Raw genomic sequence first — 14,853 nt, 5'->3', positions numbered from 1 at the left:
AATACACAGGAGTTTTCTATGTCGGGTTCTTCGGTCCGCATGTACCGAGCCACGCCTCGCACAAACAGCGCACCACCCACGCTCGTCGTCGTTGAAGCAGAATGCCTTTCGCCCGATGAGCGCACAGCATTTGCATTGCTATCAAGTCGCGTCGCCGCCGTTCTGGTCCATTGCCCGGCGCAAGGTGAACTTGCCATTCAATGCCAAGCGCACAGCTGCTCGCTCAATCAGGCTGCCGTAATCGCAACCAGCCAGCGTGGCCTGCCACTTCTCTTGGAAGCCGGTACCGCGCTCACCCTTCGCGGCGCCGGATACGAAAACGAGGCCGCCGCCGACATGGTCTTTAAACCACGATCGAGCGGCGGCCTCGCAGCAGCCATTGAATATGCGTGCAGGCTCGTTGCCTAAAAGGACAAGCTAGAAACCAAAGCCAAAGCCCGTTCCGGTAATCGCCGAGTACATAAAGTAAACGTTAATCACGTTGAGGAACACGCCCGTGATGCAGCCGTTTCGCAGGTAGCGCTCGCACACGATGCGCGCCATGGCGGCGGAGTCATCATTGTTTTTAGCCTGGCGTCCCGCCGTAAAGTACGTCGCCACGCTCAGCAACAGGTTGAGCACCGGCAGTGCCAGCAGCTCGTAGCTCTTGCCCCAGCGCGTCACCTCGCCGGCTGCGTTAAACTTTGTTGCAACCTCGGGACCAATGTTGGGGATAACACACGCTGCGACCACCAGCGGAATCACCGCAAGTACGAGCAGTGCAATACCCATGTAGCCAGCTTTTTTGCCATATTTAAACATATGCGTCGTCCTTACACGTTAAAGCGGAAGTGCACGACATCGCCATCGGCCATGACATAGTCCTTGCCCTCGATACGCAGCTTGCCGGCGGCCTTGGCGCCCTGCTCACCGCCGAGCTCGATGTAGTCGTCATAGCCAATGACCTCGGCCTTAATAAAGCCGCGCTCAAAGTCGGTGTGGATAACGCCGGCGGCCTGCGGGGCAGTCGCGCCCTGGCGAACCGTCCAGGCCTTGACCTCCATCTCGCCAGCCGTAAAGAACGACTGCAGACCAAGCAGCTTGTAGGCAGCCTGCGCGAGCATGTCCAGACCAGGCTGCTCCAGGCCCAAGCTCTCCAGGTAGTCGGCCGCATCCTCGGAATCGAGCTCGGAAAGCTCGGCCTCGATCTTGGCGCAGATCGGCAGCGGCTTGACGCCATCGATGGGCGCCAGATCGTCGTTGAGCATATCCTCGTCCACGTTAGCCACATACAGGATGGGCTTCATGGTGAGCAGGAACAGGCCCTTGGCAGCGGCGCGCTCCTCGTCGGTCATCTCCATGGACGCAGCACGCTTACCCTCGTTGAGCCAGGCGAGCAGGCGCTTGGCGACCTCGAACTTGGGCATGAGCTCCTTGTCGCGCTTGGCCTCTTTCTCGAGCTTGGGCAGCTGCTTCTCGAGCGTGCCCATGTCGGCCAGGATAAGCTCGGTCATGATGGTGTCGGCATCGCCGGCGGGATCGACGAACTCGCCCGTGCGGCCCACCTCGCGCATAACGTTGGGGTCCTTAAAGTAGCGCACGACCTCGCAGATGGCGTCGGTCTCGCGAATGTTGGCCAGGAACTGGTTACCCAGACCCTCACCCTCGTTAGCGCCCTTCACCAGACCTGCGATGTCGACGAACTCGACCGTCGCCGGCACAATGCGACCCGGGTTGACGATGTCGGCGAGCTTTTGCAGACGGCTATCGGGCACATCGACGATACCCACGTTGGGGTCGATCGTGGCAAACGGGTAGTTGGCGGCAAGGCCGGTCTTTTTGGTAAGCGCGGTGAACAGCGTCGACTTGCCCACGTTGGGCAGGCCCACGATACCGATGGAAAGGGACACGACAGCTCCTTTTGGTACAAGCATTTCAAACTGCATAAGTATAGCGCCGCCGCAGCATCTGGGCGAACCCGGACACCACGGCGGCACGAATGAAGCAGAGATAGGGGTCGCTGACTAGTCCGCGAGCTTTTCCACCTGGTCGAGCATCTTGTCAAGCTTGGCCTTTGCCTCGGCCTTGACCTTCTCAGCTTCTTCGTGAGCCTTCGCCTTCTGGGCGGCCTTTTCCTCGGCTTCGGGATCGACGACGACCAGATTGGACGCGTCATGCTTAACTAACTTGAGCGCATGCTCGGGGCACACCTTGACGCAGGCACCGCAGCCCAAACAATACGTGGACTCCAACGCAAAGCGGCCGCTTCCCACCAAATCGCAGGCGAACGTGGGACATACATTGACACACTCGCCACACGACGTGCACTTGTCAAAATCACACTCAGGCGTGCTCACCTGCATGTTCTGGGCAAGCTCGGGGTGGTTTTGCAGCGTCGAGAGCACCAGCTGCCGCCCGTGCGTGAGCGAACGGCGACGCTTGGTCGTCGTGGTGCCGCACATGGTGTTGAGCGTGCGCTCCAGTTGGGTGATCTGATGACGATGGGCTTTGAGCTTCTGCGTCACCGAGGCCAGTGCCGCCGTTGCCGGATTGAGCTTTGTCACGGTAAGGCCCGTGGTGCGGGCGATCTTTTCCATGTACTCCTTGCGCTCGTACTCGCGGCGCTTATGGCACTTGAGGCTTTTGGGATCGACCTCCAGACCCATGCCCGTGCCCGCCCACTCCTCGGCGGTAGCAATGGCCTCGCCCAGGATGTCCTCGCCACCGGTGTTACGGCACTTATCGCACACGCCCAGCGGCAGGTACACGCTCACGTTGGGATAATCGGCCAGCACCGAGAACCAGGTCTCGGCCGTAATATCGCCCACACAGGCGACGACGACTTCATTTTCGCGCGGCATGCGCTTGAGGGCGCGCGTGCAGGTGACGTAGGCGGTCTCATGGCTCGTAGCAGCAGAGACAATGTCGTCGTAAACGTTTTTGGGCGCAAGGCGCGGAGAGATGATCGCCTCCGTCGGGCAAGCAGCGGCGCACAGGCCGCACTTGCGACAGGAGTCGAGGATCTCGATGGCGTCTTCCTCGACCTCGATGGCGTTGACCGGGCACACGTCCATGCACGCGGTGCAGCCGCTCTTCTCGTTTTTGCAGGCCAGGCACGGAATCGTGTTGCCGCGCGGACGCTCCTTATAGTCGGCAGGATTCCACTGCGGCGCTGACGGATCGAGTGCATCGGTCACGCCGCCAAGCGGGTTTTTAAGAAAGTCGAAACCCTTGCTGATCTCGATAATGTCATCAAATAGATCGTGTTCCTGCGCCATGCGCGGCCCCTCCCTGAGCAGTGCAAACAAGCAAGAGATAATGATACGCTATCGGCCCACGCCTCGGGCAAATTACACGCGGAGCATCTTTGCGGCAAATAGCCCCGGTCTATCGCCGCCTCGATTGCACAAGGTAGATCAAGCGCCAAACTATGCCTCGCGCATGAGCTCGACGAGCTTTTGTTTGGTCACCTTGGCCTGCTCGTTGGCCATATTGCGTTCGTTTCTAAAGGCCGCATCCGCAACACTCATCAGGTCGGCATCGGAAATCTCGCCAAGGCCCAGCTCCTTGAGCGTCGTCGGCAGACCGACGCGCTGGCAAAACTCGAGCACCTGTTCAAGCTCGGGCGCACGCTCCAGGCGCAGCTGGACCACCAGACCAAACGCTACGGCCTCGCCGTGCATAGCCTTGCACTCGGGCAAAATCGTCAGGCCGTTGGCGATGGCATGCGCCAACGCCAAGCCACCGCTCTCAAAGCCAACGCCCGAAAGCAGGATGTTGCACTCGATCAGGCGCTCAACCGCCGGCGATGTACGCCCCTTTTTGAGATCGCGCTTGGCAGCGACGCCGCATTCCATAAGCGTGTCGTAGCAGGCACGTGCCGCGACCAGCGCCAAGTGCCCCGACGCGCCACCGTGCTCGTTGGCACCGTGCGCCGCGGCGCACGAACGCGCCTCGAAATACGTTGTCAGCGCATCGCCCATACCGGCGACCGTCATACGCAGTGGGGCCGCCGCGACCACGTTGGTATCGACCACGACCAGGTCCGGATTCTTCTCGAGCATCAGGTAGCGGTCGAACGACCCATCCTCGTGATACAGCACCGAAATCGCGCTGCACGGACCGTCCATCGAAGCCGCCGTGGGGCATACGCACAACGGCAGCTCGGCATAAAACGCAACGGCCTTAGCGATATCGAGCATCTTGCCACCACCGATACCGACTACCATGTCGCAATACTCAGCCCGGGCTTCCTTGGCCATTTCGACAACGGCATCTTCCGTACAGGGACCGTTGTAAATTTTAAAGAACGGCTCGCTTAGATCTTCATCCAGAAATCCATCGACGATCTGCCTGCACAGCCGATCCTCGGTGCCCTGGTCAAACAATACGTAGGCAGCGCAGCCCAACCATGACAAATACCTGCCCTGACGCGAAAGTTCGCCCGGCCCCTGAACATACCGGCCGGGACCGCCATAAACCATAGGAAGCGCCATACGCGAATCCGCCCTTCATCAAACAAAGATTGATGCAAAGTAACCTGTCCCCCCTGCACCAACTCGTGCATTGGAACAGGTTACTTTGCACCATAGCAAAAAGGGGCAAAGCCATCTTCCGGCTTTGCCCCTTCCTTAGCGTGATTTACTCATCCATGAGGTAGTAGTGACCCAGTGCGTCGGCACCCAGGATGGCGTTTGCGACCATCTCGGGCGTCACCTCAAACGGCATGTTGCACATGGTGTCATCGGGCGCGCAGGCGGCCTCGGCAACAATCATGGCCTGCTCGCGCGTAAGCTCGGCAACGCCAAGTTCCTTCATCGTGACCGGCAGGCCCAGCTCAATGCAGAAGCCCAAGACTTCCTCGAGTTTCTCAGTCGGAGCATCCTCGAGTACCAGCTGGACGATGGTGCCAAAGGCGACCTTCTCGCCGTGATACATGCCGTGGCACTCGGGCAGCATCGTCAGGCCATTGTGGATGGCATGAGCAGCAGCAAGGCCCGAGCTCTCAAAGCCAATGCCCGAAAGCAGCGTATTGGCCTCGATGATATGCTCGACGGCAGGCGTGAGCGCACCCTTCTCCAGCGCGACCTTGGCCTTGACGCCATCGGCCATAAGCGTCTCGTAGCAGAGCTTGGCGAGCGCCAGGCCGGCCATTCCGCCCTTACCGCCGGCGCAAGTGCCACCGTCGGCATCGTGCGTCGCCTGAGCCTCAAAGTAGGTTGCGAGCGCATCGCCCATACCGGAAACCGTCAGACGCACCGGGCTCGCCGCGATAACCGTCGTATCCATCAGGACAATGTTGGGGTTTGCCTTAAGGAACAGGTACTTATCGAACTGGCCGTCATCGGTGTAGAGCACCGAAAGCGCCGAGCACGGTGCATCGGTCGAGGCGATGGTGGGGCAAATGATAACCGGGGACTCCAGGTAGTAGGCAACGGCCTTAGCGGTATCGAGGATCTTGCCGCCACCGACGCCGACGATGATGTCGCAACCGTTGTCGCGAGCGAGCGCAACCAGGCGATCGACCTCGCCCTTGGAGCACTCGCCGTTAAAGTCCTCAAACAGCAGCTCGGCCTTAGCCTCGGCAAAGCCGCCCTCGATCTTGGCACCGACGCGCTTCTTGCCCGAAGGTGTCACGATGACGAGGGCCTTAGCGCCGAGCGGCTCGACATAGGAGCCGAGCTTGGCGAGCTCGTCCGGACCCTGGATGTACTTGCTGGGGCTATTGAAAATTGCAGCCATTTTTATCCCATTCTCTAAAAAAGAAAGGGGCTCCGTACAGATACGTGCGGAGCCCCTCGTTACGATAACAAGAGTCGATTAGAAATCGATGTCGGTGTCGTAGTAGCAGGCCTTGAGAATCTTCTCGAAGTCGGCAGCCTTGGTCTCACGCGGGTTCTCGGGCGTGCAGGCGTCCTGCTCGGCGTTCGCGGCGATCTCGGGGAGCTTGGCGAGGAACTCCTCCTCGGAGACCATCTGCGGGTTCTCGGCGTCGACCTTCACGCCACCATTCGCGTAATCCTTGATGGACTGCGGAATGTTGAGCTGGTCGTTGAGGTCGCGAATCTTCTGGACGAGCGCAGCGATGAGCTCCTCGTTGGTCTCGCCGGGAAGGTGCAGGATCTCCTTGGCCACGTAAGCGTAACGCTCGGCAGCACGCGGATCCTTGGAGTTCCACTGGATGACCTTGCCCAGGTACATGGCGTTAGCAGCACCGTGGATGATGTGGCCGTTCTCAAAGGCTGCACCGGTCTTGTGAGCCATGGAGTGAACGATGCCCAGCAGGCCCGAGGAGAAGGCGATGCCGGCGATGCACTGAGCCTCATGCATGTGCTGACGGGCCTCATGGTCACCAGCATAGGACTTGGGCAGCCACTCGACGATCTCGCGGATGCCGTGCAGAGCGTTAGCGTCGGTGAACATGGAAGCACAAGTGGAAACGTAAGCCTCCATGCAGTGGGTCAGAGCGTCCATGCCGGTGTGAGCGCACAGCTTGGCGGGCATGGTGTAGGTGAGCTCGGGGTCAACGATGGCGACATCAGGGGTGATGTTGAAGTCGGCCAGCGGGTACTTGATGCCCTTGGCGTAGTCGGTGATGACGGAGAAGGCAGTGACCTCGGTAGCGGTACCGGAGGTGGAGGAAATGGCGCAGAAGTGAGCCTTCTGACGCAGCTCGGGGAAGCTGAACGGCTGGATGATGTTATCGAAGGACTCCTCGGGATACTCATAGAAGACCCACATGGCCTTAGCGGCATCGATGGGCGAGCCGCCGCCGATGGCGATAATCCAGTCGGGCTCGAACTCGCGCATGGCCTCGGCGCCCTTCATGACCGTCTCGATGGACGGATCGGACTCGACGCCCTCGAACAGCTTGACCTCGAAGCCGCCCTCTTTGAGGTCGGCCTCAACGTCCTGCAGGAACCCGCCGCGACGCATAGAGCTGCCGCCAGAAACGATGATGGCCTTCTTGCCCTTGAGGTTCTTCACCTCGTGGCGAGCGCCCTCACCAAAGTACAGATCGCGAGGATTGGTAAAACGTCCCATACTGTGCCTCCTAAACAAGCCCCTCTTAGACTTGCGTATATAACGGAGCACCCAATTGGCTCCGTTAGGACCGTTTGCGCGTTGCCGGCGACGACAATGCGCGATGTCTAAACGTCTCAACGCTCAGACAAACACTATTTTACCGTTCTGGTTGGTCAGTTATTCACCTAAAGCCAACAATGATGAAACGTTTTTTCTATCCCTGAAGACCCTTGTGGGGCATTCATACTCCCAAGCTGGGCAAACGTTTTATCAAGGTTGACTACATATCCCAGGCAGGACTGTGCCCCTCCAAAATGCACCCCGTTCGCCGCCAAAAATCGACCGTTTGCGGCACCGTGATACCACTCAGTCGTCCAAGGTGCCGACATTTGTGCGACATCCGTCTTCGTGGTGCAAAGGTGCATGTCCAAGTGCGGCACCCCCGGTGTGCCACATGCGGGTAAACTAGAACCTTATATAGAGACATTTGAACCCTAACCGCAGCAAAGGAGGCCCCATGGCATTCGATCCCATTCAAGAGGATTGCCATCGCCTCGTTCTTGAGGCCTTGCGCCGCGACAATATCCCGCTCACCGACGGTGCCGCCGTAGAGCGTCTGATGGAACAATTCACCCGCGACCCCGCGCCGCTCATCGTGCACGACCGCGACCGCGCCGGGCACCTCATTGCCAAGGTGGTCGAGGCTGTCGACTACCGCATTCCCTTTATCCCTGACGATACCCAGGCAGAGCAAGAAGAGACCGCAGCCGAAAACATGCTTCGCGAGGCAGCCGCGCTCGACCCGACCAACTGGGACGCCCAGCGCATGCTGTGCGCCCTCACCGCCGAATCTAACGAGGAATACGTGCAGTATCTGGTGTCCAAGTGCGACGAGGTGGAGCACGATCTGGCGCTCAAGATTGCCTCGACGCAGGACCCCTACGAGCGTGAGGCCGCAGGCGACCTTATGCGCCGCCCCTACCTGCGCTGGCTTGCCGCCCTTGCGTCGCGCGCGCTCATTAGCGGCCGCTACCGCATGTCGCTGGATGCCGCGAATCGCAGCCTGGACTTTGCACCCAACGACCCCGCCGGCGTCCGCCATACCGCGATGCTTGCCATGGCAAAGCTCGAATACCCTGCCGAGGAGCTCAAGCGTTTTCGTTCCGCCCACTCCGTGCCCTATCTCGCCAACACGCCGCTGCGCCGTCGTCCCAAGGATGCGGAGCGCGACTTGGACCCATGGACGCTCATCGCGCTGATGAGTGCTGCCTGGCGCGAGCTGGACTACGAGGGTGCCGAGCACTACTTGCGCATCCTTGCACGCTCGTGCCCGCACGCGGCCGAGGCACTCTACTTCCAAACCGAGTTTCCCGATGGCGTCTATGCCCGTGTCAACGTGGGCGTGGGCTCCACCGACGAGCTTGTCCTTGCACTGTCCGAGGCGACGCCGGTACTGCAGGAGGGCCTGGGCGCCCCCGACAACGCCAGCTTTGCCGCCTGGGTCGCCACCAACGATATCGTGCGTTCCCAGATCGACGAGCGCATTCTGCGGGCGGCCGAGCAGGGCTTGCCGTTTAAGGGAGGAGACCTCTAATGGATCCGAGCGTCTACATCCCCGCCTACCTGGAGCGCGCCTACGTTGCGTCGCACCCCGAACTCACCGATGCAGCACGCGAACTTGTCCATAACGACGTGAGCGTTAACCCTCAAATGTACGCGCAGACCGAGCATGCGCAGGCGCTGCTTTCCTATGCCGGCGTGCATCGTCATTTGCTCGACGAGCTCCATCGCATCGAGGACATGGGCAGCGACGAGGAGTTTGAGCAGACGCGCAACCGCCTGTTCGACGATATGCGCGATGAGCTGCTCAAGATCGTTCGCGTCGATGCGCTGGCGGTCGATGCCCAGCTGCTCGCCATCATTTTGGCGGACACACCCGTCGACGCCTGCCTGGGCGACCTGATGAAACTCGAGGCGACCACGGCCGATTACCTGCGGCAAAGCGTGCCCGGGTTCGACATGGAGGCCCCACACTACTGGGCCAACAAGGTTTTGACGGACGGCGTAACGGCGGCCGATCTCACCGTAAGCGAGCCGGCGCTTATCGGGTGGCTCCACACGCTCGAGGCCATCTCGCAGCTGTGCATGGCGAGCGCTCGTTACCGTGCCGCCGCCAACTATTCTCGCCGTGTTCTTAAGGCGGAGGGCTATCCCACCCGAGCTGCAGGCACCGTGCTACTCGCCCTCGCTCGTCTGGAAGACGAGGACGGCTTTTTTGCCCTGGCCCACCAGCTCGAGGAACAGATGGGGGCCGATGTCCTCGAGGACTCCCCCTGGTACCTGCTCGCCCGCACGATCTTGCTGTTCAAAACGAACAAGATGCGCCCGGCTACACGCGCGCTGCGCGAGTTTGCCAACCGCTGCGAGGGCGGCGCGTTCTTTTTGCTGAACCCCATGTATCAGACACCGTACCTTCCCTGCCGGCCCGAGCCGCACGACCCCTGGGACCTTTCGCATCAGGCAGTTTGGGAAGCCGACGGCATCATCTCGGATACTCCCGACTTTGCCCCCTGGGCCAGCGCTTGCGAAGAGGTATCGCAGCTTGCCCAGGAATTTGCGCGCCGTTACGGCTTTTAACGGCGCAAACGTCACGACCATGTCATTCACGTTAGGAACGGCTTCATGAACTTCCGCTCATCTCTCGCCTGCACCTCGAGCGATATCGCCCGCTGGGGGCTGCGCTCCGTCCTTAAGCGCCAGGGCGGCGTACTCCCCGGCCGCATCGCCATGAAGATCGACCCCGAGTTGCTGAGCGACCTCGCGGACCTTGTCGACCGCAGCGTGGTAATCACCGGCACCAACGGCAAGACCACCACCTCCAACCTCATCGCCGATGCCGTTGCCGCCAGCGGCGCCACCGTGGTATGCAACCGTGCCGGAAACAACATGGAGCCGGGCGTGGTGGGCGCGTTGCTCGAAGCGCGCGGCAACCTTAAGCGAACCGCCAGCAGCAAGCGCGTGGGCGTTTTTGAGTGCGACGAGCTCTACACCGTACGCGTTCTGCCCAAGCTCAAGCCGACGTACTTTGTGCTGCTCAACCTGTTCCGCGACCAGCTAGACCGCTACGGCGAGATCGACCATACCCAAGACGTCATCGCCCATGCATTGGAGCTCTCTCCGGCAACAACGCTCATCTACAACGCAGACGACCCGCTGTGTGCCGCAATCGCCGCGCGCGTTCCCAATGCAAGCATCGCCTTTGGCATCGACGGCGCCACGGGCACCGAGTCCGATCGCATTAGCGACTCGCGTTTTTGCTCGCAGTGCAATGCGCCGTTGGAGTACGACTATGTGCAGTACGGCCAGCTCGGCGCCTATCATTGTCCTTCGTGCGGTTGGAGTCGTCCCGCGCTGGTCCGTCGCGTGACAGGCGTTGAGCTCACCTGCAGCGGCTACGACTTTGACCTGAACTTTGGACCCGAGGCCAAAGCGCCCACCACGCACATCGCCACGCGCTACAACGGCCTGTACATGGTCTACAACGTTGCCGCCGCCTTCTTTGCGGCGCGCGAGTTGGGCGTGGACGCGACACATCTGCAGCCCACGCTCGATGCCTACGTCCCCGCCGGCGGACGCATGGGCCGCTGGGAAATCGCTGGCCGTACCGTCGAGGCAAATCTGGCCAAAAATCCCGTGGGATTCGATCGCCAGATTCAGTCCATTAAAACGGCAGGCGGCAGGCTCTGCGCCTTCTTCCTCAACGACAACGACGCCGACGGCCACGATGTCTCGTGGATCTACGACGTCGATTTCGAGCGCATCGCCAATACCCCAGGGCTTGTCGCCTTTGTCGGGGGTACGCGCGCGCACGATATGCAGGTACGCCTCAAGTACGCCGGCATCGACGCCGCCATCATCTCGAATATCGAGCAGGCGATCGGCGCCGTGGCGGACGAGGAGGCTGGCGATACGTTCTACGCCGTCGCCAACTACACGGCCTTCCCGCCGCTGGTCAAGGAGCTCGACGAGCTTAAGGGCACCGATGCAACCACGGTTGCCGCCTGCGCCGTAGCCCGTGCCGACGGCAGCGCTGTCCCCACCGATATTGTGCCGGTCGAGCTCTCGCGCCCCCTGCGCATCGTCTATCTGTACCCCGATGCCCTCAACCTCTACGGCGACGGCGGCAACGTCATTACCCTCGAGCGCCGCTGCGCCTGGCGTGGCATTCCCGTGCGCGTGGACGAAGTCCGTATGGGCGAGACGCTCGATCTCACCGACGCCGACATCGTCATGATGGGCGGTGGCTCCGACCGCGATCAGTTGGCCGTGGCACACGAGCTGCTCGCTCAAAAAGACAAGGTCGCAGCCTATGTTGAGGACGGCGGCTCGCTGCTCGCTATCTGCGGCAGCTATCAGCTGCTCGGCCGTTCGTACTATATGGGCGAGAATCGCATCGATGGCCTGGGCGTCGTTGCCGCCGAAACCGTGCGCGGCTCCGACCGCCTGATCGGCAACGTCGCCGTTAAGACCGACCTGGCACCCGAGCCCTTTGTGGGATTCGAGAACCATGGCGGCCGCACCCTGCTCGATGCAGAGGCCACGCCGCTCGGAACGTCCGTCGTCGCGGGCACCGGCAACAACGGCGACGATGGCTTTGAGGGCCTGATCCACAAGGGAGTCATCGGCACGTACCTGCACGGACCAGCGCTACCCAAGAACCCCGAGCTCGCCGACTGGCTCATCGCCCACGCCCTTGAGCGCCGTGGCGACGCACAGGCCGCCGCCCTGCTGCCGCTCAAACCCCTCGACGACACCTACGAGCACGCCGCCCACGACGCCGCGATGAAGCTCCTCCCCTAGCCACCACAAAGGGGACAGGCACCTTTGTGGTGGTTTTCCAGTTTGCCAACGATATACGCGCCGGCAAAAAAGTCTGCTATACTCTTTCCCGCTGTCCCCATCGTCTAGCGGCCAAGGACGCCACCCTTTCAAGGTGGATATCGCGGGTTCGAATCCCGCTGGGGGCACCATTTAAATTAAGAAGCCCGTACCCCCGCGGTGACGGGCTTTTTGCTACCGATATGCCGGGATTCGAACCCGACAGGGTGCGGAGCTGAGGAAACGCGAAGCGTTTTCCAGCGCAGCACGCAAGGAGCGGAGCGACGCAGCGAAAGCGGGCGGCGCCAGCCGCACGCGGACATCCCGCTGGGGGCACCACAGAATCTGAGAAGCCCGTTACCAATTCGGTGGCGGGCTTTTTGCTACCCATACGCCGGGTTTCGAACCCCAAGGGCATTAAATCACACTGTCATCCAAGGGCCTGTGGGCAAAAAATAGCAAATATGAGTACTGTTACCAATTTAGTAACAGCGATTTCATGCCATCAGAAGACAATTTGGACGCCAAGCGTCCTACGGCGGAGGAAATGCAGGCGTTTATCAGCCAAGTACTTGGATATATGTTGCGTAATTCTGCGTCTTTTTCAAAAAGATAATGCTACAGGACTTGTGACAGTACTCATATTTGACGTTTTTTGCCCACAACCCCTTATTGCGCGGGCGAATCAGTTGCAAAACGGACTCCAAAGCGTCCCTCGCAAACAAAAAGCCGGGGCCCGCGCGATGCGGACCCCGGCTTTCAACCGTGACGGTATGCTGTCCCAGTCCTACACGTAGAACAGGATGTCGTCGTAGGTCGGGACCGGCCAGTAGTCGGCTGCCACGATCTCCTCCATGGCATCCACGGCGGCGCGCAGCGTATCCATAGCGGGAACGACCTCGTGTGCATACACATTGGCCTGCTCCTGGCCATCGAGGGCCTCGGCCTTCTGATGCACGGCGTCGAGCGCCTTGATGGAGTCGTTGATGGCGGTGATGCCGTTGCAGAGCTTGTTGAGCGTGTTCTGCTCGCACTGCATGGCAGCATCGGCGCCGGCAGCGCGGATTGCCTCCAGGCCCTTAGCGACCTTGGTGGCATAGGCGGTGATGACCGGGCGATAGGTACGACGCGCCTCGCGAACCATCGTGGTGGCCTCGATGTTCATGAGCTTGTTGTACTTCTCGAGCTTGCAGTCGTAGCGGCACTGAGCCTCGGCCTTGGTCAGGACGCCCGTCTCCTCAAAGAGCGCAATGGCCTTATCGGAAACAAAGGCGGGCAGGGCGTCGGCCGTGGTCTTGTTGTTGGCAAGGCCGCGCTTCTCGGCCTCGACGGGCCACTCATCGGAGTAGCCGTCACCGGAGAAGAGGATACGCTGGTGGTCGGTCAGGACCTTCTTGCAGTACTCGAGCGCGGCGTCCTGGAAATCATCCTCGGGCGTACCCTCAAGGGCATCGGCGAAGGACTTGAGCGACTTGGCCACGGCGGCATCGAGCACCAGGTTGGAGTCGGAGACGTTCTGCTCGGAGCCGCAGGCACGGAACTCGAACTTGTTGCCGGTGAAGGCAAACGGGGAGGTGCGGTTGCGGTCGGTGTTGTCCTGCATCAGCTTGGGCAGGGTATCGGCGCCCAGGTCGAGCACGCCGCGCGTGGCATGGACGGAAGCCTTGCCATCGATGATCTTCTCGACGACCTCGGTAAGCTGGTCGCCCAGGAAGATGGACATAATCGCCGGAGGAGCCTCATTGGCGCCCAGACGATGATCGTTGCCGGCCGAGGCAACGGAGGCACGCAGGAGCTCCTGATAGTTATCGACGGCCTCGATCACCGCGGTGAGGAAGACGATGAACTGCAGGTTGTCGAGCGGGGTGTCGCCCGGGTCGAGCAGATTCTCGGACTCGGTGCCAAGCGACCAGTTGTTGTGCTTGCCCGAACCGTTGATGCCCTCGAAGGGCTTCTCGTGCAGCAGGCAGACCAAGTCGTGGCGGGAGGCAATGAGCTTCATCTTCTCCATCATGACCAGGTTCTGGTCGATGGCCTCGTTGACCTCGCCATAGACCGGTGCGAGCTCATGCTGGCAGGGAGCGACCTCGTTGTGCTTGGTCTTAGCGGGAATGCCGAGCGCCCACAGCTCATCGTCCAGGTCCTTCATATAGGCCGAGACGGTGGGGCGGATAGCGCCAAAGTAGTGCTCCTCGAGCTCCTGGCCCTTGCAGGGAGCGGCGCCAAAGAGGGTGCGGCCGGTGATAACCAGGTCCTTGCGTTTGCGGTAGGCGTCCTTCTTGATCAGGAAGTACTCCTGCTCGTCGCCCACGGAAGGAACAACCTTCTTGGGAGTCTTGCCAAACAGCGCCAAAACGCGCTTGGACTCACGCGAGAGCGCAGTCATGGAACGCAGCAGCGGGGTCTTCTTGTCCAGGGCCTCGCCCGTGTAGGAGCAGAAAGCCGTGGGGATGCACAGGACATCGTCCTTGATAAAAGCGGGGCTAGTGGGATCCCAAGCGGTGTAGCCACGGGCCTCGAAGGTGGCACGCAGACCGCCGTTGGGGAAGCTGGAGGCATCGGGCTCGCCCTGGATGAGGTTCTTGCCCGTAAACTTGGTAATGGCGGTGCCGTCGTGGTTGGGCTCGAGGAAGCTGTCGTGCTTCTCGGAAGTAATGCCCGAAAGCGGCTGGAACCAGTGCGCGTAGTGCGTCGCGCCCTTGGAGATGGCCCAGACCTTCATGGCGTGGGCAACGGCGTTGGCCACATCCAGGTCGAGCGGCTCACCGTCCTCGAGGGTTGCAGCAAGGCGCTTCCAAATGTCCTTGGGGAGGTAGTCCTTCATGACTTCCTCAGAGAACACCATGGTCCCGAAGCGGTCAGTAAGATCGGCCATACGGAACTCCCTTCGTATCGGCACCGCGTGAGATGCGGTGTTGATTACTAACGAACGAGTCATAGATTAGGCTCGTCGTGTTTCCGCAACATTAC

Annotated in this window: 11 protein-coding genes and 1 tRNA gene; 5 read left to right on the top strand and 7 right to left on the bottom strand. The window is 60.8% G+C overall.

The window, feature by feature from the left end; genetic code table 11:
* Window positions 1–18 precede the first annotated feature (18 nt).
* Window positions 19–408: a hypothetical protein gene (locus GT571_RS04475; RefSeq protein ID WP_161155742.1), complete on the top strand. Its 390-nt coding sequence runs from the start codon at window positions 19–21 to the stop codon at window positions 406–408.
* Window positions 409–417: 9 nt separating this feature from the next.
* On the opposite strand, the gene GT571_RS04470 is transcribed toward GT571_RS04475, so the two are convergent.
* From GT571_RS04470 to GT571_RS04445, 6 genes are all read right to left on the bottom strand, one after another.
* Complete coding sequence (locus GT571_RS04470) at window positions 418–801, bottom strand: DUF1648 domain-containing protein (protein ID WP_089572786.1); 384 nt, start codon at window positions 799–801, stop codon at window positions 418–420.
* Between the two features lie 11 nt (window positions 802–812).
* On the bottom strand, window positions 813–1,889 hold the full coding sequence (gene ychF / locus GT571_RS04465; protein ID WP_161155741.1) for a redox-regulated ATPase YchF: 1,077 nt from the start codon (window positions 1,887–1,889) through the stop codon (window positions 813–815).
* A 114-nt stretch (window positions 1,890–2,003) separates the two neighbouring features.
* A complete protein-coding gene (locus tag GT571_RS04460; RefSeq protein ID WP_161155739.1) occupies window positions 2,004–3,257 on the bottom strand; it encodes a 4Fe-4S binding protein in 1,254 nt (417 codons plus the stop codon).
* A 150-nt stretch (window positions 3,258–3,407) separates the two neighbouring features.
* The gene (locus GT571_RS04455) at window positions 3,408–4,475 is read right to left on the bottom strand and encodes a glycerol dehydrogenase (RefSeq protein ID WP_161155737.1); all 1,068 of its coding nucleotides are present in this window, start codon (window positions 4,473–4,475) and stop codon (window positions 3,408–3,410) included.
* Window positions 4,476–4,620: 145 nt separating this feature from the next.
* A complete protein-coding gene (locus GT571_RS04450) occupies window positions 4,621–5,721 on the bottom strand; it encodes a glycerol dehydrogenase (RefSeq protein ID WP_117563611.1) in 1,101 nt (366 codons plus the stop codon).
* Between the two features lie 78 nt (window positions 5,722–5,799).
* On the bottom strand, window positions 5,800–7,023 hold the full coding sequence (locus tag GT571_RS04445) for an iron-containing alcohol dehydrogenase (protein WP_035136916.1): 1,224 nt from the start codon (window positions 7,021–7,023) through the stop codon (window positions 5,800–5,802).
* Window positions 7,024–7,522: 499 nt separating this feature from the next.
* Between GT571_RS04445 and GT571_RS04440 the strand changes: the two genes are divergently transcribed.
* The 4 genes from GT571_RS04440 (at window position 7,523) to GT571_RS04420 (ending at window position 12,035) form a co-directional block, all read left to right on the top strand.
* Entirely contained in the window at window positions 7,523–8,599 is a 1,077-nt protein-coding gene (locus GT571_RS04440) for a tetratricopeptide repeat protein (RefSeq protein WP_161155735.1), read from the top strand.
* Window positions 8,599–9,642: a hypothetical protein gene (locus GT571_RS04435; protein ID WP_161155733.1), complete on the top strand. Its 1,044-nt coding sequence runs from the start codon at window positions 8,599–8,601 to the stop codon at window positions 9,640–9,642. Before GT571_RS04440 ends, GT571_RS04435 begins: the two co-directional genes overlap by 1 nt.
* A 45-nt stretch (window positions 9,643–9,687) precedes the next feature.
* Entirely contained in the window at window positions 9,688–11,865 is a 2,178-nt protein-coding gene (locus tag GT571_RS09995) for a MurT ligase domain-containing protein (RefSeq protein WP_204987198.1), read from the top strand.
* A 93-nt stretch (window positions 11,866–11,958) separates the two neighbouring features.
* A tRNA-Glu gene (locus tag GT571_RS04420) sits at window positions 11,959–12,035 on the top strand.
* A 635-nt stretch (window positions 12,036–12,670) separates the two neighbouring features.
* On the opposite strand, the gene GT571_RS04415 is transcribed toward GT571_RS04420, so the two are convergent.
* Window positions 12,671–14,758: a glutamine synthetase III family protein gene (locus tag GT571_RS04415; protein WP_161155731.1), complete on the bottom strand. Its 2,088-nt coding sequence runs from the start codon at window positions 14,756–14,758 to the stop codon at window positions 12,671–12,673.
* Between the last annotated feature and the right edge of the window lie 95 nt (window positions 14,759–14,853).

The sequence above is a fragment of the Collinsella aerofaciens genome, assembly GCF_009876115.1.
In the GTDB taxonomy this organism is placed as follows: domain Bacteria; phylum Actinomycetota; class Coriobacteriia; order Coriobacteriales; family Coriobacteriaceae; genus Collinsella; species Collinsella aerofaciens_N.
Note: the sequence above shows the minus strand (reverse complement) of the source record. Positions and strands in the feature narration are given on the sequence as shown.

What these genes read in the sequence shown, in the direction of transcription:
- GT571_RS04475 (WP_161155742.1), top strand. Translation starts at nt 19, where the DNA reads ATGTCGGGTTCTTCGGTCCGCATGTACCGAGCCACGCCTCGCACAAAC.
- GT571_RS04470 (WP_089572786.1), bottom strand. Translation starts at nt 801, where the DNA reads ATGTTTAAATATGGCAAAAAAGCTGGCTACATGGGTATTGCACTGCTC.
- GT571_RS04460 (WP_161155739.1), bottom strand. Translation starts at nt 3,257, where the DNA reads ATGGCGCAGGAACACGATCTATTTGATGACATTATCGAGATCAGCAAG.
- GT571_RS04455 (WP_161155737.1), bottom strand. Translation starts at nt 4,475, where the DNA reads ATGGCGCTTCCTATGGTTTATGGCGGTCCCGGCCGGTATGTTCAGGGG.
- GT571_RS04450 (WP_117563611.1), bottom strand. Translation starts at nt 5,721, where the DNA reads ATGGCTGCAATTTTCAATAGCCCCAGCAAGTACATCCAGGGTCCGGAC.
- GT571_RS04445 (WP_035136916.1), bottom strand. Translation starts at nt 7,023, where the DNA reads ATGGGACGTTTTACCAATCCTCGCGATCTGTACTTTGGTGAGGGCGCT.
- GT571_RS04440 (WP_161155735.1), top strand. Translation starts at nt 7,523, where the DNA reads ATGGCATTCGATCCCATTCAAGAGGATTGCCATCGCCTCGTTCTTGAG.
- GT571_RS04435 (WP_161155733.1), top strand. Translation starts at nt 8,599, where the DNA reads ATGGATCCGAGCGTCTACATCCCCGCCTACCTGGAGCGCGCCTACGTT.
- GT571_RS09995 (WP_204987198.1), top strand. Translation starts at nt 9,688, where the DNA reads ATGAACTTCCGCTCATCTCTCGCCTGCACCTCGAGCGATATCGCCCGC.
- GT571_RS04415 (WP_161155731.1), bottom strand. Translation starts at nt 14,758, where the DNA reads ATGGCCGATCTTACTGACCGCTTCGGGACCATGGTGTTCTCTGAGGAA.